Consider the following 24,315-nt stretch of genomic DNA (forward strand, 5'->3'; position numbering starts at 1 on the left):
AGTGATATCAAGAGAGAGGTGAAAGTTTGATTTCTTGTGGAATACCAAAGTAACTGGTAAATGTGAGTTCAGTGCTATTACCTGAAAGGTTATATTTTACTTTGCTATTTTTGTCAGTAGGTTGCCATTTTCCGTTGACGATGACATTGATAGTAACCGCCGTTGCTGCTTTTTGGCGTGTCATATTTAAATCAGGTGTAACAGCACTGATAGTGAGCGTATTTCCTTGGTGATGAGTCATCACAATCGCGGGTTTATCAACCTTTTTGATCCATTTATCATCAACAGAAGCCGATTGATAAAAAGCATATCCCGTTACATTGCTGAGTTTATCGTAAATAATATGAACATCTTTATCTTTACGAAGAACCTGATATAACCCATTATTTTCACGGAATTTCTCTGCCATCTCCCTCATTTTTTCAGGAGTCGCATCTAAAAAGACCATATACTCATAACTGGAATCTTTAGGTTGAACGCTGTGATCAATCCACGCTGAACTGAAGTTTCCTTCCGTTGGCTGGCGATTTTTATTTTCAGCTGAAGTCTGGTGTTGGCGACTGACATTCACTTTTTCAGCTTGAGTAATTAAATAACCATTACTGTTGCTATCAATTAACCAATCACCTTGTTTAAGTGTTGCTTGATAAGGAAAAGCTTCAACTTTTTGCCCATTAATCCAAATAGCGTTTAATTCAGGTGTAATAGCATGCTGGAATAGGGTGGTTTCAACATTTTTATTTTTATCACTACTATTTATATTGCTACCAATAAAAATTAAGTGATTATCCGCCGCTAATATGCTCTTTTTCGCGGTGAAATTAGGATCAAAACGCTCAAGATTGGCTGGATAAAGAAGATCGAATGCCATCATGCCATATTTACCACCAAGGGCTGATGTTCCACTAAATCCACGCTCTCCACGTTGCATTAACGTATGAGGTTTAGGGCTGTCTAACTCTTTAAGAGGAAGATGAATAGTGGTAGCTCCAGGCATTCTATTCCAATCCCAACCTTCTTGTTGATAGCCTTGTGAAAGTTGCGAGCCATTACTGACTATCTGGGCTACACCATGGCTTTGATAACGGCCATAGCGGTTATCTTTGTTATAAATTTCAGATGACCAAACATTGGTGTTATAAGCTTTCAGTGTCACCATTTTATCTTGCCAGCGATGAATACCAAAAGCACCGCCATTAAAGGCATAGAAGCCTTGAGGCAAGGCTGCGGGAGCAATAGTTTCTCCAAAAATAGCACTCGATTCATTTTGTGTTTTATCACTAATTGCAAGATAAATAGATGCGAGTTTTTTATCAGGAGATGGTTTTGCAGACATTGCAAGCCAATAGTAGCCTTGAGCGATGGATTTTAACGAAGGTGAGTTAAAAGGGTGTCGCCCAGCAAGCGGTAATCCGACTTCAGGATTACTGTAAATCCATGCTGATACCATCGCTTTTTTCAGGTTATTCCAACCACTTTCACCAACAGCAAAGGGGGTGGCACGTAATAGATAAATAAGCTGAGAAGCATTTTTAAAGGCAGGGAAAGAATAACCCGGATAGTTACCTTCATGTCGCCACGCTGTACCATCGGGACGTAAACCATCTTTACCACCTGGAGGGACTTGAGTTAATGCACCAGTAATATAATGACTGAAGGTATTAACTAAGTTGATGCGTTTTTGATCATCAGGCTCTAACAGTAATAAAGCTAAGTGTTGACGCGATAAGGTGTTGAAATAGTCTAAATCTGAACTATCAGCCCCTACCTTCATATCAAAACTACTTTTAAATTCCCGTGAATACCACAGCAATGAATCATAAACTTGAGTTTGTAGATTTGCTTCTTTTAAGGCATCAGACATTAATAGCGTAGAAATATACCACCAACGAGAACTGTATCCCCAGTGATGGGTTGTGACTAATGCACTCCCTTTAACAAAGCCTTGATCTAATAAATGCTTTGTCATTAATAAGTACATCTGTTTTAACTGGGCTTTTTGTATCGGATCTTTTTCAAGAATGTAAGCACGGCTGATATTGAACATTAATGTTGTGTAGTTACCAAGAATGACATAATTATCAAAAAGCGATTTATCTTGATAATTAAGGTGTTCTGGCTGATAAATAATAGTTTGTTTATCCGTGATCAGATGTCGCCCTTGCATTCCTCCATCCGCTAAAGTGCGAATATTGAGTGCATCAAAATCACTTTTTAATTTACTAATATTTTCTTCTAGTGCGAGATTGGTCTCTTTTTCGCCGCCAACAAATTCATTAATCAGGCGCTGACGAATAAGATCAATCGCGGCTAAGTTTTCGGGCGTCACTGGCAACTGAGGTTGTACGTTATTAAATTGGATCTCAGGCTCTGATAAACGTGTTTTCACTTGATAATCAGACCATTGATAACGAGCATCATCGATAGAGAACATAATACGATCGATATAGATTTCACCTTGGCCTACATTAGATGGAGCTTTAAATCGGATACTATCAACATTAGCGCCTAAAGATCGACCAATACTGTCTTGAGTTCCATCAGAAGAGGTATTCATTGCATTTAAGAGCATCTCTCGATTTTCAAGATCGTTATTTAAAGAGATCCCAACAGCACGCCAACCAGTGAAATTCAATTTTACTTTAAAACCTGCTTGCGCTTCACTCGTTGACTTGAGTTTCTCTCCAAAGTCGATAGTGAGATAACCATCAATAGGTTTTTCGTTATAAAGCCAAAATGATAAAACGGGTGTAGATGCGCGTCCCCATGCTTTAGACGCTTCTTTATCTGTTGGTACAATGATTTTTTTATGCAAAGTAAAGCTACTTCCACCTTTCCATTTCCACAAAAGGGATTGGTTTCCCATAATGCTGCGCTTATCAGATAATGTCAGTGTTGAATTTTTATCTGATGAAAAGTCTGCTAATGGGTTACTTTGCGCAAAATGATAAATTTCTGATTGCATCAAATTTTTAGGATCGAATGCAGGATTGCTGGTAGCCGCAGTTGCATTATAAGGAGTTGATAATAGTCCTAATGTTATAGCGAGTGCAGTAAAACGAAATATCGGCATTACTTTTCTCCTTAGAAACGTTGGCTAAAGGTGAAGCCAATACGTCCTTCATTGAATTTGTCATAACGCTGATATCCCATTGTTGTACCTAAATTCAACGACTGGGTAATATCGAGATTAGCACCTAATTCAGCACTAATAATGTCACCACCAACACGATTGCCTTTAATATCAAAGGTACTTCCCCCTGTATTAAAATAGGTGAGGCTATGGCGTTGATTGATATTATTGTCACCTGCAATATCTTTGAAATAACGCAGATTAAGAGAGGGGGTTAACTTTCCATAAGAGGTTTGATAACTATTCCATAAGGAAACTGAACCACCTAATTGATTAACAGCGTAACGTTGGCCATTAGTTCTCATGGATAATGCAGAACCTGTTTCTTCCCATGAATCAATATTGAGCCATTGATACTGGTAAGTCAGCATCGGTTTTATATGGATGAAATCAAAATCAAAATAGGTTCCAGCATTAATTTGATAACCTAATTGCACACCAGAATAATCACCGGTTGCTTTGGTATTTCCTTGCCATCCGGTATTGCCACCGATATCTCGCTCACTATCGACAGTGTAATAACCAATATTTAAATTACCGTTTAGGAATAATGTGTCACTATACCAACCGGTGTAAGGCATAAATTCAAAATGGTTAATTTCTTTACTTGCGTTACGTTGTTTTGCATCAGCCTTGGCGTAGTTATAAGCAAAAGAAACACCAATAAGTGCATCTTGATTGATTTCGTAATCAGTACCTATTTGAATACCTGTACGGTAAGTGTTGTAACCGTTAATACCGCCTTGATTACTTTGTGTGCCGTAACCGTACAGTATGTTAGCCCAACTATTCCAGCCGGCTTCTCTCTCTTCAATCGGTAATTGATTATCATAGCGTAAATAGCGATGAGCAATATTATTGCGCATATCTTCAACCATGATTAATCCCGCTTGAATATCACTACCATCAGCGATAGGTGCTAAATCATTTGATAATGCAACAATATTATTATCGTCATTTCCAGCCGCAACTAATAGACTCAGTGCTTCATCTGAAACTTGGCTACGTGTTTTAGCCAGAAAGTTGGATAACAGAAGTGTAAATACTTTTCTTTCGTTTGTTTTCATTGTCCTTTGATGATCCACCAAGATATACCTTTAAACTTAAAGTTTTTAACGATCTCCATACCTAATTTTTGATGGGCTTTTAGTGACCGAATATTTTCGCTATTAACAAATGCGATGGGGTGTCCACCATGTAAAGAACAGATCTGTTGGTATAGATCTTTTAAGAGTGATTTTCCTCGGTGTGATTTATCAATACAAACAGGGCCGTAAAACCAATTATTTTGTGTTATTTCTGGAAAGTATTGGTTAATAGCCTGAGCAATTGGAGGGATCGAAAAAGAAGTAACCGGAAAGCTAAAGACAACAGCAACAACATTTTTTTGGTAAAGTGCAACAATGGCATTGGTGCTATTTTGATACATCGCTTCAACTTTGTTTAGAGGGTATTCACCATATAATCCACCTTGTTGAGATTCAGAATTTTTCTGTAATAAGAGTGCTACTGAACTAATATCTTTAGCAGTCATTTTTTGAAATATATAATTCATTTTTTATTCCTTTTAGCGCTAGCTTATAATCTTAGTATATAAAAAAGAATGTATATTACAAAAATTATTTTAGAAATACTAAAGTTAAATTTATTAGTTCTTCAAAGGATTTATTATTTATTATTTATTAATATTCTTTTTTATAAATAAGCAGTAATGTTACTTAATTTATTACTGCTTTTATTATAAAACTATTTTTTATAATTTTATTCTAGAAAATAAATTGTTTACCAACCATAAGCTAATCCCCCACCAATAATAATTTCTTTTTCACTATTAATGGATGAGTTTAATCGAAATGCAATATCATTATTGGGTTTATATTGCATACCTCCAGCAAATGCTGTGCCTGTTCGATAATTACTAATACCAATTCCGCCACTTAAAGTGTGATGAGTAAGATAAGGAATGCTAGTCATTGCAACAGATGAAGCAATACTGGCAAATACTTTTTTTTCTAATGCGATAATTTCTTTGTCTAAATTTGCAATTGAATCTGTGATTTCAGCCTGTCTTTTCTTATAATAATGATCAAAATCATTAACATAGGTTTTGATATTATTGATATCTGTACTGACACTTCTCTTTAGTTGATTGACGATATTATTTGTTGTTATTCTGCTTTTATCTACCATTTTTTTGGTCTGAATAAGATTGACGGCATCTGTGTTATTTTTACCTTCACTAATATTAACTAATCGAGATGTGTGTTTATTTTCAATATTTCCAAACGATACTGTATTTTCTTCAGTTGCTAATGAATTAGTACCAATAGCAACTGAGTGTGTATTTTTAGCTTGGCTATTTGTTCCTATTGCAATTGAGCCGTTACCAGATGCGTTACTGTTATCACCTAATGAAATATTAGAAATATTAACGACTATTGGATCTTCTTTATTTTCCTTTATTAAATGTGTGTTCGAATAGGAGAAGTTTGGAAATAAGAAAACAATTAAAAATAGTTTTTTAAATAACATTTAATTTAATCCTTTAATGATCTTAGGTGGTATAAATTAATGCTAAATGATTAATTTTTTCATCACAAACAAAAAAATCTGTATTTATTCCTAAAAATAGTTCCAAATAAAATACTAAGCTATTTAATATGTGTTTAATAGTTATTGTTCATTAATAGTACTTAACAAATATTTATTTTATAAAAAACTGCATCTTAATTAAGATACAGTTTAGGATAAAAAAGTTATTAATGTTTTTTTCTAAAAGCAAAAGCGACAGAGATTGCTTGTAGTAAACACATGGTTGACGTTTGAGAACGAAAGGTTTTTATTTGAGCTTCTTTAACAGTTAAACAAACATCGCTTAAACTCGCCAATGGGCTAATTGGACTATCAGTAACAATAATCTGTTTTGCTTCTTTGTAAGTTGCCATTTCACACATTTTTTGCATTTCATCTGAATACGGGTGGAAGTGAATACCAAAGAGTACATCACGATGCGTAATGTTTCTTAATTGCTCTTTGTACATTCCACCTAGACTGTTGACAAAAACAGTCTCACAAGAGATATGCGAGAGAGCATGAAAAAAATAACTTGCAGCACTAAATGAGTGATGAAAGCCACAAATATAAATTGTGTCAGCGTGTTCGAGCAATTGTAATGTCTTATTTAACATTTCTCTGTGAGTCTGATTTGCCAATTGTTGCAATGAATGGCTATTTGCTTGTGCAAATTCTTGCAAAATATAGGCAGGCTCATTCAGATTAGGAGGCTCCTCTTTATATTTTTGTTTATAAGTTAAATTTTCATTTTCATTTACCATTTCATTCATCAAGTGATTTTGAAATAACTGTTTCATTTCATTAAAGCCATTGAAATGAAATGCGTTGGCAAAACGAATTAATGTCGATGGAGGAACATTTGCTTTATCTGCAAGGATTGCAATTGTATCAAATGCCACACTGTTTTTATTATCAAGTAGATAATGTGCAACCTGCTGTAGCCTTTTACTTAATCCATTATAGCGGGAGCGAACTTGTTCCTGTAGTTCATTCAGATTTGTTGCAGTAGACATAGTGCCCTCAATAAAAATACTATTGTAATTGTAGTGTTTTTTGCATGGTATTTGAATGTTTTTAGCTAATAGTAATTAAAATGAAATATAGAGTTAATTCCAAATAAATGAATAACCTAAAGGTAATTATTTGATGTTTAAAACTCTATTTTATTTATTGTTTATTAATTTTATAATAACTCAATGAAATTAATCTTCTTTATTTTGGTTTAAATGAAATTATTATTTCATTTGACTAAGGTGATATTAATAATAATATTGCTTTTATTGTGGCGTTTTGTTTTATTTTACCTTACTTGTTTTATATTATTGTAAGTTTCACTTAAATTATTATTTTTATTTGCTAGAGCTATCTCTATTTGAAATGTGAAGTGTTTTAATATCTTTGTGCGCGATGATTGATATTTATAATACAACGCTTGTTTTATTTATTAATGATAGTAATTTATCTCTATCTTAATTAAAATTTATTTTTATTGGTTGAAATTTTCATATGCAAAACGATCACCCGTGGATTAATTTATTAATGCACTATTGTCATGATCATTACTCAGAAATGATGCCAGTTATATTTTTTGTTTGTATTGTTGGTATTATTTTTGGCGTTATACGTGAAATGCGCTGGTTATCCGTTTTTTTTACGATCCCTCTAATTATTATTGTATTTTGCTTAATAAGTTCTAATTTAGGATAAGTGAGGTGAACAATTGTTTTTATAGTTAGGCAAATGTTGTATTAATCTTATTTCAATTATTATTTTATCCCTATATTTATTATGTATATAAATACCCATCAATATAGCTATCTTATTTTGAAAAAAAATTTCAACTATGTCACTGATTAGATAATCAACAGAGTGACTAATAAGAGCTCATTACTTATTGATTATTATTGATAATGATAAGCAAATTATTTGTTGAACTATGGACTAACAATTTACTCTCAATATACTAGACTATACAACATTATTTTAATGAATTAGAAACTATTGGATTTTTATTATGCAATGGCGAAATAATGCGTCTCGCTATGGACACTTGTCACTCCTTTTACACTGGGGGATGGCGCTTGCTGTCTATGGTATGTTTGCTTTAGGGCTTTGGATGGTGACGTTAGGGTATTATGATAGTTGGTACCATTCCGCACCTGAAATACATAAGAGCATTGGTATTCTTTTATTTATTGTTTTGATAGTGCGAGTGATATGGCGTTGGATCTCTCCACCTCCAAAAGCTTTATCAAGTTACAGCAAACTGACACGTATTAGTGCTCATATTGTACATATGCTTTTATATTTAATCTTATTTTCTATTCTGATTAGCGGTTATTTAATTTCGACCGCTGATGGACAAGCTATATCTGTATTTGATTGGTTTTCTGTACCTGCCATTTTTACTGGGGAAGCTGAACAAGCAGATATAGCTGGTGATATTCATCTTTATTTAGCCTGGGCAGTGGTTTTATTATCGCTATTACATGCTGCTGGTGCTTTAAAACATCATTTTATTGATAAAGATGTTACGTTAAAACGCATGCTAGGAATGCGGACTAAATAATTATTAAACTTATAAAACTAAATTATGGAGATAACAATGTTTAAGAAAGCTTTATTAGGTTTAACAGCAGGTGCGTTGTTATTTAATGCAAGTACTGCTTTAGCAGCAGATTATGCTATTGATAAACAAGGCCAGCATGCATTTGTACAGTTTCGTATTCAACATTTAGGCTATAGCTGGTTATATGGCACTTTTAAAGATTTTGATGGTACATTTAGCTACGATAAAGAAGATCCATCAAAAGACAAAGTTGATGTCGTGATTAAAACCGGAAGTTTAGATACTAATCACGCAGAACGCGATAAGCACTTACGTAGTGCTGATTTCTTTAATACAAGTAAATATCCTGAAGCACGATTTGTTTCAACCAAAGTTACTCGTGATGGCGAAAACTATGTTGTTACAGGTGATTTAACATTAAATGGTGTGACGAAGCCTGTTTCATTAAATGCAAAATTAATTGGTGAAGGTACTGATCCTTGGAAAGGTTACCGTGCTGGTTTTGAAGCAACGGGGAAAGTGAATCTGAAAGAGTTTAATTTTAAATCAGACTTAGGACCAAAATCACAAGAAGCAGAGTTAATTATCTCTGTTGAAGGTGTAAAGAAGGCGTAATTAAATGCTTTTTGTAAGGTAATAAACCCTCTTATTGCCTAGACCATTTATAAACCGATACCTTAACGTATCGGTTTTTTTATGCACAATTATGATGAATGACCTTATACTTAAGTAATAATTTTTATTTTTTGATAGGACTAATATTTATTCTGAGGCTTTATCGATTTTTTAGTTAGTGTAAAGATAGGCCATGATAAAGAAACCATCTATTTATTTAACGGGAAAGAGTCATAATGAAAAAATTACGTCATACTTTTTTGGGTACTCTACTTGTATCTGGTCTTTTCACTGTAGGCATTACAGATGCTGATGCATGTACTCGACTTGTTTATTTAGGAGACAATAATCAAATTATTACGGCTCGCTCAATGGACTGGAAATATGACATAGGAACAAATTTATGGATATTTCCACAGGGAATGCAGCGTTCAGGAGAAGCCGGTGATAACTCGATAAAATGGACATCTAAATATGGAAGTGTAATTGCATCTGGCTATGATATTTCTACGACAGATGGTATGAATGAAAAAGGTTTAGTGGCTAATTTATTGTGGTTGGCGGAGTCCAATTATCCAGCATATACCAAAGAGAAACCGGCTATTTCAATTTCTGCATGGGCACAGTACGTACTAGATAATTTTGCTTCAGTCGAAGAGGCCGTGAATGCATTAGAGAGTGAGCCTTTTATTGTATTGACGGATAAAGTTCCTGGGCAAGATAGAATGGCTACACTACATCTTTCGCTTTCAGATGCAACGGGAGATAGCGCCATTATTGAATATATAGATGGAAAGCAAGTGATTCATCACAGTAAAGAGTATCAAGTGATGACGAATTCCCCTATTTTTTCAGAACAGTTAGCGTTGAATAGTTATTGGAAACAAATTGGTGGAACCGTGATGTTACCAGGGACTAATCGTGCTTCAGATCGTTTTGCCCGAGCTTCTTTTTATGTGAATGCCATTCCTAAAGCTCAATCGAGTAAAAAATCGCTCGCTAGCGTATTTGGTGTGATCAGAAATGTATCTGTGCCTTATGGATTAAGTACGGCTGAATCACCTGAAATTTCATCCACACGCTGGAGAACGGTGGCTGATCACAAAAACCAATTATATTTTTTCGAATCAGCATTATCGCCGAATACCTTTTGGGTTAATTTAAAGGAAATTGATTTTTCAAAAGAGAGTGGGAAAGTAATGACATTAGCATTAGGTGAAGAGCAATCGATAATTTATTCAGCAGATGCTACGAGTCATTTTAAACCTGCAGAGCCTTTTAAGTTTCAAGGGTTAGATAATATACCTTTAAATAACTAGCCGAGTATTCACAATATCTCATATGAAATTATCCGCAATATTAAATGTGATAGAGACATCTAAAGTGACAAGAAAAATGATGTCTTTATTACTTACCTTAAATGGTATTTTTATTATTTACTCCATTTTGCTCTCTCGTGGTATTTATCTGGATTGGGAAATCCATGGTTTTTCAGCGTGGCTAAAATCCTTAGGTGTATTAAAACTGCTCGATATACCAAAGGTAATGTTAGGTTGTGCATTAATTTTGCTTTCAATATTTATGTATCTTGGTGCCAGAATTGCATGGTGTGTCTCTTTGATTTTATTAGCCACCATTGTTTTTCTAGATGTCGCTGTTTATCAGCAAATGGACTTTCAATCCTATTTTTCTTTTATTTTAGCGATTGGGTTGTTAATAAGCTGGCGTGCATTTCCACATCATAGTTTAACTAGTGCAGGCTTTGTTGCTTTTATTTGCACCCTTTCTTTACTGTTATTCTCAATGCTGGGAAGTCTTTATATTGGCGATGAATTTAAGCCACATATTACAACATTAATGGATGCATTCTATTTTTCTATTGTTTGTATGACGACACTAGGATTTGGCGATATTGTGCCAATTAGTACGAATGCACGTATTTTTACTCTCACCGTCGTTATCTTGGGAATAACTGTTTTTACTACTTCCATAGTGTATGTCATGGGGTTTCTTGCGCGTGGTACTCGCGATATTGTTAAGAAAAGGATCGCTAAAATGCATAATCATTTTATTATTATTGGTTCATCAGCATTGGCTTCTCAATTAGAAAAAGGGCTAAGAGAACAAGGGAAACCTGTGATTGCAATTTGTGCCGATAAAAGTAGAACCTCTTATGATGTACAAGCCAATATTATTGAAGGTGATCCTACTAATCTTAAAACATTGCTATCTGCTAATATTGCGAAAGCGAGTTGGGTTGTGACTTTATCTGAAAGTGATGCAGAAAATACCTTTATTTTATTGACTATCCAAGAATGTTCTAATGTTAATGCCAAATTGATCACTATTATTAATCAAGATGAAAATAGAGATAAAATCAGCCGGTTACGCCCAGATATGTTGTTTTCTTTAGCATCATTAGGTAAAGAAATTATGATGAAAGTTTTGTGTGGTGAATCTATTTCTTCCTCAGATGTGACTAATTTGCTGTTAAACAAATATTTAAAATCATGATCTTGATAAAACCTTCTTTACGAAAGATCGTGATTGCAATAAGATGTATTTAAAATACATCTTAAGTGAGGTTGAATGATGGAACTTGTCAATTATAAAACAATGCCAGAGTGGACTCGCACATCCATTCCTTTAGCGTTATTAGAACGTCACAATACAAAAGAAGGCACTTACGCCCAAATGCGGGTACTGCAAGGTAATATGACATTTGTTGTTTTTAATGATGATGGGTCTCAAATTTCAGTTGAGTGTGATACTAAAAATCAGCCACCTTTAATTCAACCTCAACAGTGGCATAAAATAGATAAAACAAGTGATGATATCCGTTGTCAGCTCTCTTTTTTATGTGCCCCAGAAGATAAGCTGTTTAAAGAAAATGACTTATCATTACCACATTCTGAAGTACGCTATATGGCAACGTTTACCCAGCCTTGTAAGGTGTTAGATTTAGGTGCCGGTCGTGGTCGAAACAGCTTCTATTTAGCGTCTCTGGGTTATGATGTGACAGCATTAGATATTAATCCTTCACATATTGATGCGATTGAAACAGTTAAAACCAAAACAGGATTGTCAGTAAAAAGTGGCTTATATGATATTAATGACGCTTCACTTACTGAGAAATACGATATTATTCTTTCAACCGTTGTATTGATGTTCTGCCAACGGGAACGAATTGAAAATATTATTAAAAATATGCAGGAATGTACCAATTCTAACGGTATTAATGTGATTGTTTGCCCTGTTGAAACGCCGAATAGTGATCCAACTGAGATCCCATTTAAAACCTTTTTACGTCCAAATGAATTAGCTGATCATTATAAAGACTGGGAATTGATTAAATATAATGAAGATCCTGGGCATTTACATAAAACAGATGCAAATGGTAATCGTATCGCCTTAAATTTTGCTACTTTAATCGCACGTAAAAAATAGTTAAAAACTATCGTCTCTTCTAAATACCCCAAATAATTGGGGTATTTTTTATCTGACCTAGTGAGCTTTATTGTTGTGGTGATTTATCACTTTTAAGGTCGGAGACTTGGCCTGATTGCTCTTTTTCCTCAGATTTTTGCAATATCCGCTCTAATAAAACCGTATAGATAGGGCGACCACCCAATAGTTGCGCCAACATAGTTGCACCTAAACAGGTGATGATCATCGGTAGGATCAGCTGATAATTATCCGTCATTTCTAATACGAGGACGATCCCCGTTAGAGGTGCTCTTACCGTTGCAGCAAATAAAGCGCCCATTCCTGCGATAGCAAACGTACCAATTTGAATTTGATAATCAGGAAAAAGCAAGGTTGCAGTTAATCCGAATGCACTACCAAATAGTGTACCTAATGCTAGAGTGGGGGCGAATATACCGCCAGGAGCACCAGAGGCAAAACTGATAATAGATGTGATGGTTCGTAAAATAAAGAAAAGTAATAACGCAATAAGGGAATATTGCCCCGTACTGAGTGCAGGAATAATACTAAATCCACCACCTGTTATTTCAGGAATAATTAATGCTAATAAGCCACAAATCCCTCCGATGATGCCACCGGTTAAAACAAAGCGTGATGTTTTATCTTGATAGAAATGTTGAAATTGGGTTTGGACATAGAAAAGTAATTTACTGAAGAGTACGCCAATAATACCAAATAACATACCTAACACTAAATACAACCAGAGTGTATTTAGTGGTGCGGATGAAAATTTACCAATATGAATAACACCGCCTTCACCATTAAATAGCCGAAAAACAATGCAAGACATAATAACGCCAATAAAAACTGCTTTAATTGAAATAAGACTGTATTTAAACTGAGGCCGCATTTCCTCAATAATAAATAAAATACCAGCCAGAGGTGCATTAAAAGCTGCGGTTAATCCTGCTGCAGCTCCCGTAGCTAATAGTGTATGACTCGACTCTTTATCTTTTACTCGAGAGATATCATTTACTAGCTGACCGATATTGGCGCCTAATTGAACTGTTGGACCTTCTCGTCCTAGTACCATACCAGAACCTAAAGTTCCAATACTGGCAATAAATTTTATAGGTAATACTCGCCACCAACGAACAGGGCGAATATCTATCATGGCACCTTCAATTTCAGGTATTCCTGATCCCCCTGATTCAGGCGAGAATTTCTTAACTAAATAATATCCCAACATTGCCAAAACAGAGGAAAAAAGAAAGGTACAGATTGCTAGAATATAAGGATTAGTCAAGGTTTTAATAAATTCTTCTTGTCGAAAATGAATCACCCAACTAACGCTTTTTTCAAATAAAACACCCACTAATCCAGCTAGAGAGCCGACTACAGCGGATAATAGTAGGATCTTGAGTGGAGCAAGATTAGTTTCTTGCGTTTTTCTGAACAGATTAAAACGTCGTTCATTTTGGGCACTTTGTGCTGATTTATGATTATGCATAACTTTGATTGAAGTATTGTAACGATGAACCTAATGATAGCGTAATTTAATAATGAAGTGATATTTCTCACATAACTAAGCCAATTTTAGAATTAGTCGTTTTTTTTTCTAGCATATTTTCTCTTTTTCATCTTTAGTGTATTTGATAACAAAAAATACATATTTAGATAACATTTGGACGAGAAAGGGTAAATTATGGATTTCATCACAAATATATTAAGCGCTATAAATGGCGTGGTATGGGGAGTTCCGATGCTTGTCGGTATTCTCGGTATCGGCCTTTTTATGCAGCTTCGACTTGGCTTTTTACCGATTAGAAAATTGGGTACAGGGTTTAAGCTTTTATTTGAAAAAAATGATAAAAGAGGTGAAGGGCAAATATCGCCATTTAATGCGTTGATGACGGCATTATCTGCCACTATCGGAACCGGTAATATTGCTGGTGTTGCAACGGCTGTTGTCTTGGGTGGTCCAGGTGCATTGTTCTGGATGTGGATGACCGCATTAGTGGGAATGGCAACCAAATATTCAGAAGCCGTGCTTGCTGTACGTTTCCGTGAAGTTGATAAATATGGAAACTATGTTGGTGGGCCAATGTATTATATCAAAAATGGCTTAGGCAAAAATTGGGTTTGGCTAGGCACTGTTTTTGCTGTTTTTGGTAGTTTTGCGGGGTTTGGTATAGGTAATACAGTACAAGCAAACTCTGTGGCTGATGTACTGGAAAGTAACTTTGGTATTTCGACTACTATCACCGCTATTGTGCTCGTTGTTTTGGTGGGTGCCGTACTTATTGGAGGCATTAAGCGTATTGCTGATGTTGCCGGTAAATTAGTCCCTATTATGACTGTTGGCTATTTTGGTGCGGGTATTGTTGTTTTAGCAATGAATGTAACAGCGATACCTGATGCTATTGTCCTTATTGTTAAATCTGCGTTTACACCTGTTGCTGCTCAAGGTGGTTTTGCTGGTGCAGCTGTTTGGGCTGCGATCCGTTTTGGTGTTGCGCGTGGCGTTTTCTCAAATGAAGCGGGATTGGGTAGTGCGCCTATAGCCCATGCGACAGCAAAAACACAAAACCCTGTTCGTCAAGGTTTGATTGCGATGTTGGGGACATTTATTGATACCATCATCGTCTGCTCTGTTACAGGATTAACTATTGTTATTACAGGACAATGGCTAACAGGACAAAGTGGAGCAACATTAACCGCCGCATCATTCTCTATCGCTATTCCTGGTGGCAACTATATTGTGGCAATTGCATTGGCTATTTTTGCATTTACCACGATTTTAGGCTGGAGTTTTTACGGTGAAAAATGTGTGCAATATCTTTTTGGACCCAAAGCGATTACACCATTTCGGATTGCATGGTTAATTGCGTTACCAGTTGGTGCCACACAATCGTTAGAGTTTGTGTGGTTGCTAGCCGATACTCTCAATGCAATGATGGCTATTCCTAACTTAATCGCATTAGCTTTATTAAGCCCTGTTGTTTATCGCTTAACAAGAGATCATATAAAAGATGTTAACGCTGATAATATTGAATTAGATAAAGAAATTCACTCAGTGAGTAAAAAAGAAGCCGAAGCAGAGTAACGGGTTCTTACTTATTGGATAACAATATAATATAAAACCGCATGCTTTATAATGATAAGTATGCGGTTTTTTATGGCAATAACTAGAGGTGTGAGAAATTACAGACAATAAAAAGCCTTCTGGGGAGAAGGCGAAGAGATGAGTATAGATATTATATTTATAAGAATTTAGAAAAGAGAGAAAATGTTATTCTTTCATACTGATGAAGATATTTTTCACTTGGCTATAAGCATCTAACATCATTTTATGTGTTTCACGCCCTAAACCTGACTTCTTGTAACCCCCAAATGGTGCATGTGCAGGAAGTTCGTGATAAGTATTAACCCACATACGACCAGTTCTTACTGCTTTTGCAACACGTAAGGCTCGGTTAATATCTTGAGTCCAAACACCACCACCAAGGCCATATTCAGAGTCATTTGCCATTTCGATCACTTCATCTTCATTATCAAATGGAATAACACACAATACAGGTCCAAAAATTTCTTCTCGGGCTACACGCATTTGGTTTGTTGCGTTGATGATGATAGTAGGACGAACAAAGAATCCGTCATCATAACCTTCACCAGTAATACGCTCACCACCGGTTAAAACAGTTGCGCCTTCTTTTTTCGCGAGCTTAACGTAGCCTAGGATGGTATCCATTTGATCTTGACTAACTTGTGTACCCATTTGCGTATTTGGATCAAGTGGGTCACCGACACGAATACTTTCAAATTCAGTTTTTAATGCTTTCAAAAATTCATCATGAATATCTTTATGTAAGAACAAACGTGAACCTGATTCACAAGCTTGTCCTTGGTTCATCAATATTGCTAATGCTGAATATTTGACCGCTTTTTTCATGTTTGCATCAGGGAACACGATATTGGCTGATTTGCCGCCTAATTCCAATGTTGCAGGAACCATTTTTTTCGCAGCAGCTTCGGCTACGGTATAACCGACATTGGTAGAACCTGTAAACGCAAGTTTATCAATATCTTCGTGTTCTAAAATAGCTTGTCCGACAACAGATCCGCGCCCCGTAACAATATTAACCACACCAGCTGGTAATATTTCATTTAAAATACGACCTAGCTCTAATAATGAAAGGGAAGTCAAGGTTGCTGGATTAATAACCACAGTATCACCAGCTGCAATCGCAGGAGCCAATTTCCATGCTGCCATTAACAAAGGGAAGTTCCATGGAATAATTTGACCAACAACACCAATAGGTTCGCGAATAACAAGGCTAATGGTATTTTCGTCTAGGACGGCACTTTCATCGGTATGAGAGCGTATCACGCCTGCAAAATATCGAAAATGGTCAATAGAGGCGGGTAAATCTATGTTTTTCGACTCATTGAGTGGTTTTCCGTTATCGAGCGATTCAATCCAAGCGAAGCGTTCTTGTTCTTGTTCTAAGCGATCTGCAATTTTTAATAAAAGGGTTTGGCGCTCAGCAGGTGACGTTTTACTCCATGTTTTGAATGCATTACGTGCAGCACTCACTGCGCGTTCAACATCTTCAGCACTACCAGATTGGTATTCACTTAATAATTCACCAGTAGCTGGGCTATAGGTTTTCGTTGTTTTTTGAGATGTGCTAGATACCCATTCTCCTCCAATTAGCATTTTGTAGCTTTCTAGAGGGCGAAATTCTGATGGAACATTATTTAATTTAATCATTTTTAATCTCCAATGTAGGGGTGAGTATCATTCGGATTTATAGTTTCATTTCGTAATACTCTTGCTAATAACATATATCAATTGAAGTAATTTGATTAGCTATTGGTGCAATAGGTGATATTAACTATAAAAAATAGTAATGAGTATTACTGATTTAATAGAAATGAATAAACTTAATCGCTTCATCTCTCACTCTTTATATGATTAAACAAAAAACACGCATTAATTACCCTTAAATATTTTTTCTGATTTAGTCATCATCAGCGTAATGAAATAACGTTTTTTTTTAGAAAATTTTTGAGGCTTAAAGCAAAATCAAAGGATAAAAAAGGAGATATGAAAAGATTGGCTAGGAAATTGCGTTAGATCAAATAACATTTAAATTGTTCAATATTGCACTTTCTCTCTTATATAAATAGCGTATTCTTATGTTGTATATAGAATGCAACTTATAAAAATAAAGCGTTATCTCTTATTAGAAGGAATACGATATGTATTGTGTGCAATGTGAACAAACAATGAAAACACCTGTAGGTAATGGCTGTGCCTATGCGCAAGGTATGTGTGGTAAAACAGCAGAAACTTCTGATCTTCAAGATTTACTCGTTGCAGTATTAGAAGGGCTTTCAGCGTGGGCTCTAGCAGCGCGTAGCGTTGGTATTATTGATCATGATGTAGATAGCTTTGCTCCTCGTGCTTTTTTCTCTACGTTAACTAATGTCAATTTTGATTCTGAGCGTATTGTCGGCTATGCGAAAGAAGCTATCTATTTCCGTGAAAGTTTGAAATCTCGTACTTTAGCGAAAAATGCAGCAATTCAAGTCACTAATCCAAGAGCTGAAATCCAATTAGCGGGTAACGATTTAGACAGCTTACAAAAACAAGCTCAACTTTTTGCTTTAAATGCAGATAAAGCACAAATTGGTGACGATCTTCATGGATTACGTATGCTGTGCCTGTATGGCTTAAAAGGGGCTGCTGCGTATATGGAGCACGCGCATGTTTTAGGTCAGTATGACAATGAAATTTATGCAGAATATCACCGTTATATGGCGTGGTTAGGGACGGATCCTTCTGATATGAATGAGTTGCTAGAAAATGCGATGGGTATTGGTCAAATGAATTTCCGCATTATGGCTATTCTTGATAAAGGTGAAACTCAAGCTTACGGCAATCCTATACCAGTGAGTGTTAACGTGCGTCCTGTTGCAGGTAAAGCTATTTTAATTTCAGGTCATGACCTGAAAGATCTGCAAATGTTACTTGAGCAAACAGAAGGCAAAGGGATCAACGTTTATACTCATGGAGAAATGTTACCGGCTCATGGTTATCCAGAACTTAAAAAATACAAACATTTAGTGGGTAATTATGGAAGTGGTTGGCAGAATCAGCAAATTGAGTTTGCAAAATTTCCTGGCCCTGTATTAATGACTTCAAACTGTATTATTGATCCGAATGTAGGCAATTATGGTGATCGTATTTGGACGCGCAGTATTGTTGGTTGGCCGGGTGTAAAACATATTATGGGTGATGATTTCTCTGAAATGATTGAACAAGCACAATCATTAGAAGGTTTCCCATACAACGAAATTGAGCATTTAATTACAGTTGGTTTCGGTCGTGAAACACTACTAAATGCTGCTGATACTGTGATTGATTTAGTTTCACAAAAAAAATTGCGTCATGTTTTCTTAGTGGGAGGTTGTGATGGTAGCCGTGGTGAACGTAGTTACTACACCGATCTTGCAAGAGAAATTCCACAAGACTGTTTAATTATGACCTTAGCGTGTGGTAAATACCGTTTCAATAAACTGGATTTCGGCACTTTAGAAGGCTTACCACGCTTACTTGATGTGGGTCAGTGTAACGATGCTTATTCAGCGATTATGCTAGCGGTTAACCTTGCTGAGAAATTAGGTTGTGGGGTTAATGACTTACCATTGTCTTTAATTCTCTCTTGGTTCGAGCAAAAAGCGATTGTTATCTTATTGACTCTGCTTTCATTAGGCGTGAAAAACATTTATACCGGCCCAACAGCACCAGCGTTCTTAACTGATAATCTGCTGGCGGTGCTAAATGAGAAATTTGGTATGCGCTCTATTACTACACCAGAACAAGATCTTAAAGATATTCTTTCTGCTTAATGTTTTAAATTCATTATCATTACCGAAGCCTAAGGGCTTCGGTGAGGGTTCAATATCCATGACGATGCCTACTTCTCTTTGTCCTAATCGTATGCAAGTCCACTCTATTAATCAGGAAACACCTGAAGTGTGGACATTAAACTTAATTAATCATGACTTTTATTCTTATAAACCGGGTCAATTTGCACTGGTTAGTATCAATAATAGTGATGAAATAATGCGTGCTTATACTATTTCATCTTCTCCAGGATTAAGCCCATTTATTACTTTAACCGTTCGCCGTTTAGAAAATGGTGTTGGTTCAAATTGGTTAACTTCACAAGTAAAACCGGGTGATTATCTGTGGTTATCTGATGCTCAGGGGGAATTCACTTGCGCGGGTAAAGAGGGCGAGCGCTATTTAATGTTAGCAGCTGGATGTGGTGTGACACCTGTTATGTCGATGACTCGCTGGTTGTTAAATAATCAACCTAAAGCAGATATTACGGTTATTTTTAATATTCGTGAGAAAAGCCAGTTTATTTTTGAGAAAGAGTGGATTGAATTAGCAAATGCATATCCATACAACCTTAATTTTATCATGATGCCTAAGTTACCTGATAATAAAGGGATATTTAGTGGACGTATTTCTCAAGAAAAATTAGCAGCATTAGTACCTGATATTGCGAGTCGTACAGTTATGTGCTGTGGTCCAAATAGTTATATGGAAGACACTAGACGTTTTGCAAGAAATCTTGGGGTACCTGCTGAGAATATCTTTATGGAACGTTTTGGCGATGAGCCTGTTTGTGTCGATGAAAACGAACAATTAACCATGACTATTCGCCATCCATTATCAAAAATTAAAGTTCCTGTTGGGGTGACTTTATTATCAGCTATGGAAGAAAATAAAGTTCCTGTCTTTGCTGCTTGTCGTTCAGGGGTTTGCGGTAGTTGTAAAACTCGTATTGTGAGTGGTGATTATGATGTTAGCAGTACCAGTACATTAACAGCTGAAGAGATAGCTCAAGGTTATGTCTTAGCATGTAGCTGTCGTTTAAAAGGCGATGTTGAGCTCGCTTAACCTCTTTTTTCTATTAAGTATTTCCTGCTAATTTCCTGTTTTTTTACCCTGTTAATTTATTAACAGGGTTTTTTATGTCTATTCTTCCCATTAAAAAAACGAATAATCTGGAAAATACTTCTCTTTATTTTAAATTAAAGACGGTTTTTATTTATTCAGAATAATAAAAATATTGGCAACGATGACTAATTAAAAATATATTTTAGTTAGTGGGAGTTTCCTTATAAACATTCTGCTATTATTTAAACTATTGATTGGGTAAGGGGGGATATATGAAAAAATTGTTAGTTATTTGTTTATTTAGTGTCATGTTATCTGGTTGTGAAAAACCTCAACAAACCCTTGATGGCTCTAATGTAGAGTCGCTACGTATCTCAATTGTTGAAATGCGCAATTCACTTCCCCTTGATGAACAAGCGCGTTTTGATGAAGCAATAGAGTTAGCTATCCTTAATGATATTAATTTTAATGATTTAGTGAGCGCGGGGCGTCATAAAAATTCGGATATTATTACTCGTAAAATGTGCCAATCATTAGATGGTAAAACGGTAAAAGAGATATTTTTGCAAGCAGAAGAAATAAGAGGTCAAAAATTAGCATTTAAATAATCAATTAATATACAGATTATCTTTTACTATACGATTTTAGCTTTTGTAGGAAAACATCATCTCTTTTTTATATATTAGTTTTGAATGAAATTATATTATTTAATTTGTGTGATAAATATTGCGAGCTATTTTTCAATAGAACTTAAACAAAATCGTTATCGTGCTTTTCATTATATTGTGAGTGGTTATAATGCGCGCCGCATTCGCAAGAAAAGTGCAGTATCTCGTTAGGCGAGGCTCCTATACAAACATAGGTTACTGATCTGACGACGTCGAGAGACGCCCAAGATTAGGACAGGATATATCGACCGAAGGTATATCCCCATGTAACTTCCTGTATTCATCGGATACGTTGTATAGTGCTAAAACCGAGACGTGTAGATAGCTTTTGCATTCTCGCTTCTGGTTTCGCCCCTATGGAGAACTGATTTGCTAAACACAAACAGTAATAGGGAACCACAAAATGAAATTCAATACTCAAAACAAAATGGATGCTGTATTAGTTGCAGATGCATCCTTAAACACACCACAAAACAACTCAACGCAAGACCAATACAATCGTTTAAAAGATGATGCAACTGTTAGTGCTTATATGAGTCAATCTTATATTGCGGTTTCTATCGCTGATTCTATTGAATATGTAAAAGCTCAATTGGTTAATGATTTAAAAGATGAATTAATTCCAACCTATTTATATGTTGTGGATAAAGATAATTATCTAAATGGGATTTTGCCCGTTAAATCATTATTAACCGCTGCTAATGAGCTGTTTGTGTCAGATGTGATGCGTCAAACTTTTTTCTCTGTCTCACCAGAACAGAATCGACATGATGTGTATCAACTGATTAGCCATAGCGGTTTAGACAGTGTACCCGTGATGCATTTTGGAAAATTAGTCGGTGTTTTACGTCCTCAAGATATTGCTGAATTAATTGAAGATGAGAATACACTTGATGCACAAATGCAAGGGGCAACTTCACCTTTAGAGCAACCCTATTTAGAAACCAGCCCAGTAACATTATGGCGCAAGCGTGTTGTGTGGTTGTTGATGCTGTTTGTGGCAGAAGCGTATACCAGTACCGTATTGCATGCCTTTGAAGATAGGCTAGAAGCTGCAATTTCATTAGCCTTCTTTATTCCATTGTTGATTGGTACAGGCGGAAATAGTGGAACACAGATCACTTCAACATTAGTACGTGCGATGGCATTAGGGGAAGTCAGTCTGCGTAATATTTGGTCTGTATTAAGAAAAGAGATAACCACATCCATAATGGTTGCACTGACTATGGGTATTGCCGGTTTTGTGCGTGCTTGGTTTTTAGGTGTGGGTATGGAAGTGATGATTGTTGTGGGCTTAACGCTTATTTCAATTACAGTTTGGAGTGCGATTGTTTCGTCTGTTATTCCAATGGTATTAAAACGTTTAGGTATTGATCCTGCGGTTGTTTCAGCTCCGTTTATCGCGACGTTAATTGATGGTACTGGTCTTATTATTTACTTTGAAATCGCATCTCATGTGATGAGTGAGTTTGCTTAAGACAATCTCATATATTTATTCTTAAGATAAAGCCGATGCGAGTAAACCTACGTATCGGCTTTATTTTTATCTATTTGTTTTAATTTTCTATAAATTTCAATATCGCCTGACAATGCCGGCAACGGTATTGTGTTTCTCCGCGTAATACTTTGTTATGACGACGAATAGTGAGCTGATGTTTCTCTTCACATTGGCAAGCATAAGGATACGTTTTAGCTTTAACCGTGCTGATATCAAAATGATGGGTTCGTTTAGCTGAAACTTGTAAGACTGTTTCCATCATCCATTTCCACTCTTTTCCATGAGGGGCTACACGACCAAAATGGCGATTAACTAATAAATGCGCTAATTCATGAGGAATAACTTCTTCAATAAAATTCTTTTTATTTTCAATCAATAATGTAGGATTAATACGGATTTCCCAATTTGCATAATAGGCACTGCCTGCAATCGTTCCTCTCTGATTATAATGTAGACTAGGTTCTGGGTAATTTGTATTTAGATAAAGATTAGCCTGCTGCAATTTTTCACGCAGTGTTTGCATAACGCTTTGCACTAAGGCTATGGGGACTCTTACCGTTTTCATGTTACAGAGCATATAGTGCCTTATACAAACACGCAATAAAAAGAAAACTTGCACAATATATAAATTAACATATTATTAAAAAGTATATTGATTATGGAGTTTACCATGACACAACGAGTTCAACCTGATTTATTAGATGCAATGAAATTGGCGGCTCATGAAGCGTCCAGCATGCTTAAGACGCTAGGAAATGGCGATCGCCTTTTATTATTGTGTCAACTAAGTCAGGGCGAAAAAAGTGTGAGTGAATTAGAAGAGAGTTTAGGTATTCGTCAACCTACTCTTTCTCAACAACTAACCGTTTTGCGTAATGAAGGGTTAGTGAATACTCGTCGTGATGGAAAACGTATCTTTTATTCTATTGCTGATGAAAAAGTTCTCGTGCTACTCAATACGCTTTATCAGCTTTATTGCCCTATAGCAGGTTAATTTATGAATATAGATTGGGTTCACTTTACGCCTTTAAGTGCGGCAATTGGTGGACTTATGATAGGTGCCGCGGCCGCCATTTTACTGTTATTTAATGGCCGTATTGCAGGAATAAGCGGTATTTTAGGGGGGGTTTTATCAAAGAAACAGCAGGGAAATGGTTGGCGTTGGGCTTTTTTACTTGGCATGTTAATCGCCCCCACACTGTTTTATTTTTTTGATAAACCCTTATCACCTGTGATTGAAGCCTCACCTTGGATGTTAATTATTGCTGGAGTACTAGTGGGTGCCGGCACACGTTTAGGCAATGGTTGCACTAGCGGGCATGGTATTTGTGGATTAGCGAGATTATCGCGTCGCTCGATGGTAGCCGTTTTAGTCTTTATGGTGACTGCATTTATTACTGTTTATATTCAGCGCCATGTGATAGGAGGCTAAGAGAATGACTAAGTTTGTTGCTTTTCTTTGTGGTCTTCTATTCAGTGCAGGATTGATTGTTGGTGGAATGAGCAATCCACAAAAAATTCTAGGTTTTCTGGATATTACCGGAAACTGGGATCCCTCTTTATTGATAATTATGGGAGCAGGGCTGACTGTCAGTGTGATAGGTTACCAATTAACGCGCCGTAGGCAGCAAAGTGTATTAGCATGTCCTTTAAATATCCCGACCAATAAAGTGATTGATAAACCCTTAGTGCTAGGTAGTGTATTATTCGGTCTTGGCTGGGGACTAGCTGGAATTTGTCCTGGTCCGGGTTTGGTATTAGCAGGTGCGGGGTTTTATCAAGGCATTTTATTTGTCCTTGCCATGATTGTCGGTTGGTTGCTTGTTGGATTTTTTCGTAAAGCGTAATAAT

Annotated in this window: 21 protein-coding genes and 1 riboswitch; of the genes, 13 read left to right on the forward strand and 8 right to left on the reverse strand. The window is 36.0% G+C overall.

What is annotated here, in order from left to right; all coding sequences use genetic code 11:
- Positions 1-7: 7 nt before the first annotated feature.
- The 5 genes from QSH13_RS04855 to QSH13_RS04875 all read right to left on the reverse strand — a co-directional run bounded on the left by QSH13_RS04855 (position 8) and on the right by QSH13_RS04875 (position 6,720).
- Complete coding sequence (locus tag QSH13_RS04855; RefSeq protein WP_286047520.1) at positions 8-3,073, reverse strand: chondroitinase family polysaccharide lyase; 3,066 nt, start codon at positions 3,071-3,073, stop codon at positions 8-10.
- A gap of 11 nt (positions 3,074-3,084) precedes the next feature.
- A complete protein-coding gene (locus QSH13_RS04860) occupies positions 3,085-4,200 on the reverse strand; it encodes an autotransporter outer membrane beta-barrel domain-containing protein (protein WP_286047521.1) in 1,116 nt (371 codons plus the stop codon).
- Complete coding sequence (locus QSH13_RS04865) at positions 4,197-4,688, reverse strand: N-acetyltransferase (protein ID WP_109396952.1); 492 nt, start codon at positions 4,686-4,688, stop codon at positions 4,197-4,199. The genes QSH13_RS04860 and QSH13_RS04865 overlap by 4 nt, the downstream gene beginning before the upstream one ends.
- Before the next feature lie 227 nt (positions 4,689-4,915).
- Positions 4,916-5,665 carry a YadA-like family protein gene (locus QSH13_RS04870; RefSeq protein ID WP_109396951.1) on the reverse strand — a complete coding sequence of 250 codons (750 nt, stop codon included), beginning with the start codon at positions 5,663-5,665 and terminating at the stop codon, positions 4,916-4,918.
- Positions 5,666-5,892: 227 nt separating this feature from the next.
- Positions 5,893-6,720 carry a MurR/RpiR family transcriptional regulator gene (locus tag QSH13_RS04875; RefSeq protein ID WP_072063411.1) on the reverse strand — a complete coding sequence of 276 codons (828 nt, stop codon included), beginning with the start codon at positions 6,718-6,720 and terminating at the stop codon, positions 5,893-5,895.
- 1,001 nt (positions 6,721-7,721) lie between these two features.
- On the opposite strand from QSH13_RS04875, the gene QSH13_RS04880 reads away from it, so the two are divergent.
- The 5 genes from QSH13_RS04880 (at position 7,722) to tehB (ending at position 12,338) form a co-directional block, all read left to right on the forward strand.
- Positions 7,722-8,276, forward strand: a complete 555-nt coding sequence (locus QSH13_RS04880; protein ID WP_109396949.1) for a cytochrome b — start codon at positions 7,722-7,724, stop codon at positions 8,274-8,276.
- Positions 8,277-8,312: 36 nt separating this feature from the next.
- The gene (locus QSH13_RS04885) at positions 8,313-8,891 is read left to right on the forward strand and encodes a YceI family protein (RefSeq protein ID WP_109406601.1); all 579 of its coding nucleotides are present in this window, start codon (positions 8,313-8,315) and stop codon (positions 8,889-8,891) included.
- 233 nt (positions 8,892-9,124) lie between these two features.
- Positions 9,125-10,210, forward strand: a complete 1,086-nt coding sequence (locus tag QSH13_RS04890) for a linear amide C-N hydrolase (protein WP_185902307.1) — start codon at positions 9,125-9,127, stop codon at positions 10,208-10,210.
- Positions 10,211-10,289: 79 nt separating this feature from the next.
- On the forward strand, positions 10,290-11,405 hold the full coding sequence (locus tag QSH13_RS04895; RefSeq protein ID WP_286038888.1) for an NAD-binding protein: 1,116 nt from the start codon (positions 10,290-10,292) through the stop codon (positions 11,403-11,405).
- A gap of 78 nt (positions 11,406-11,483) precedes the next feature.
- On the forward strand, positions 11,484-12,338 hold the full coding sequence (gene tehB, locus QSH13_RS04900) for an SAM-dependent methyltransferase TehB (RefSeq protein ID WP_109406654.1): 855 nt from the start codon (positions 11,484-11,486) through the stop codon (positions 12,336-12,338).
- 67 nt (positions 12,339-12,405) lie between these two features.
- Here the strand turns inward: tehB and clcA are convergent, their stop codons facing one another.
- On the reverse strand, positions 12,406-13,827 hold the full coding sequence (gene clcA / locus QSH13_RS04905; RefSeq protein ID WP_109396944.1) for a H(+)/Cl(-) exchange transporter ClcA: 1,422 nt from the start codon (positions 13,825-13,827) through the stop codon (positions 12,406-12,408).
- A 195-nt stretch (positions 13,828-14,022) separates the two neighbouring features.
- Here clcA and QSH13_RS04910 point away from each other — a divergent pair, with 195 nt between their 5' ends.
- Entirely contained in the window at positions 14,023-15,423 is a 1,401-nt protein-coding gene (locus QSH13_RS04910; protein WP_109396943.1) for an alanine/glycine:cation symporter family protein, read from the forward strand.
- Between the two features lie 186 nt (positions 15,424-15,609).
- Here the strand turns inward: QSH13_RS04910 and QSH13_RS04915 are convergent, their stop codons facing one another.
- Complete coding sequence (locus QSH13_RS04915; protein ID WP_286038889.1) at positions 15,610-17,091, reverse strand: aldehyde dehydrogenase family protein; 1,482 nt, start codon at positions 17,089-17,091, stop codon at positions 15,610-15,612.
- Between the two features lie 491 nt (positions 17,092-17,582).
- Between QSH13_RS04915 and hcp the strand changes: the two genes are divergently transcribed.
- From hcp to mgtE, 4 genes are all read left to right on the forward strand, one after another.
- The gene (gene hcp / locus QSH13_RS04920) at positions 17,583-19,235 is read left to right on the forward strand and encodes a hydroxylamine reductase (RefSeq protein WP_286038890.1); all 1,653 of its coding nucleotides are present in this window, start codon (positions 17,583-17,585) and stop codon (positions 19,233-19,235) included.
- A 58-nt stretch (positions 19,236-19,293) separates the two neighbouring features.
- On the forward strand, positions 19,294-20,298 hold the full coding sequence (hcr, locus tag QSH13_RS04925) for an NADH oxidoreductase (protein ID WP_196544363.1): 1,005 nt from the start codon (positions 19,294-19,296) through the stop codon (positions 20,296-20,298).
- Between the two features lie 272 nt (positions 20,299-20,570).
- Positions 20,571-20,906: a DUF6694 family lipoprotein gene (locus QSH13_RS04930; RefSeq protein ID WP_109396939.1), complete on the forward strand. Its 336-nt coding sequence runs from the start codon at positions 20,571-20,573 to the stop codon at positions 20,904-20,906.
- Between the two features lie 216 nt (positions 20,907-21,122).
- Positions 21,123-21,294, forward strand: a riboswitch (M-box (ykoK) riboswitch).
- Positions 21,295-21,369: 75 nt separating this feature from the next.
- The gene (gene mgtE / locus QSH13_RS04935; RefSeq protein WP_109396938.1) at positions 21,370-22,443 is read left to right on the forward strand and encodes a magnesium transporter; all 1,074 of its coding nucleotides are present in this window, start codon (positions 21,370-21,372) and stop codon (positions 22,441-22,443) included.
- A 79-nt stretch (positions 22,444-22,522) separates the two neighbouring features.
- Here the strand turns inward: mgtE and QSH13_RS04940 are convergent, their stop codons facing one another.
- Complete coding sequence (locus tag QSH13_RS04940; RefSeq protein ID WP_162556665.1) at positions 22,523-23,029, reverse strand: SprT family zinc-dependent metalloprotease; 507 nt, start codon at positions 23,027-23,029, stop codon at positions 22,523-22,525.
- A 105-nt stretch (positions 23,030-23,134) separates the two neighbouring features.
- Between QSH13_RS04940 and QSH13_RS04945 the strand changes: the two genes are divergently transcribed.
- From QSH13_RS04945 to QSH13_RS04955, 3 genes are read left to right on the forward strand one after another with little or no spacing between them, the layout of a single operon-like run.
- Positions 23,135-23,458: an ArsR/SmtB family transcription factor gene (locus QSH13_RS04945; protein ID WP_109396936.1), complete on the forward strand. Its 324-nt coding sequence runs from the start codon at positions 23,135-23,137 to the stop codon at positions 23,456-23,458.
- A gap of 3 nt (positions 23,459-23,461) precedes the next feature.
- Positions 23,462-23,896, forward strand: a complete 435-nt coding sequence (locus tag QSH13_RS04950; RefSeq protein WP_109396935.1) for a YeeE/YedE family protein — start codon at positions 23,462-23,464, stop codon at positions 23,894-23,896.
- Positions 23,897-23,900: 4 nt separating this feature from the next.
- On the forward strand, positions 23,901-24,311 hold the full coding sequence (locus QSH13_RS04955; protein ID WP_109406607.1) for a DUF6691 family protein: 411 nt from the start codon (positions 23,901-23,903) through the stop codon (positions 24,309-24,311).
- Positions 24,312-24,315 lie beyond the last annotated feature (4 nt).

The organism is Proteus faecis, assembly GCF_030286765.1.
Classification (GTDB): Bacteria; Pseudomonadota; Gammaproteobacteria; order Enterobacterales; family Enterobacteriaceae; genus Proteus; species Proteus faecis.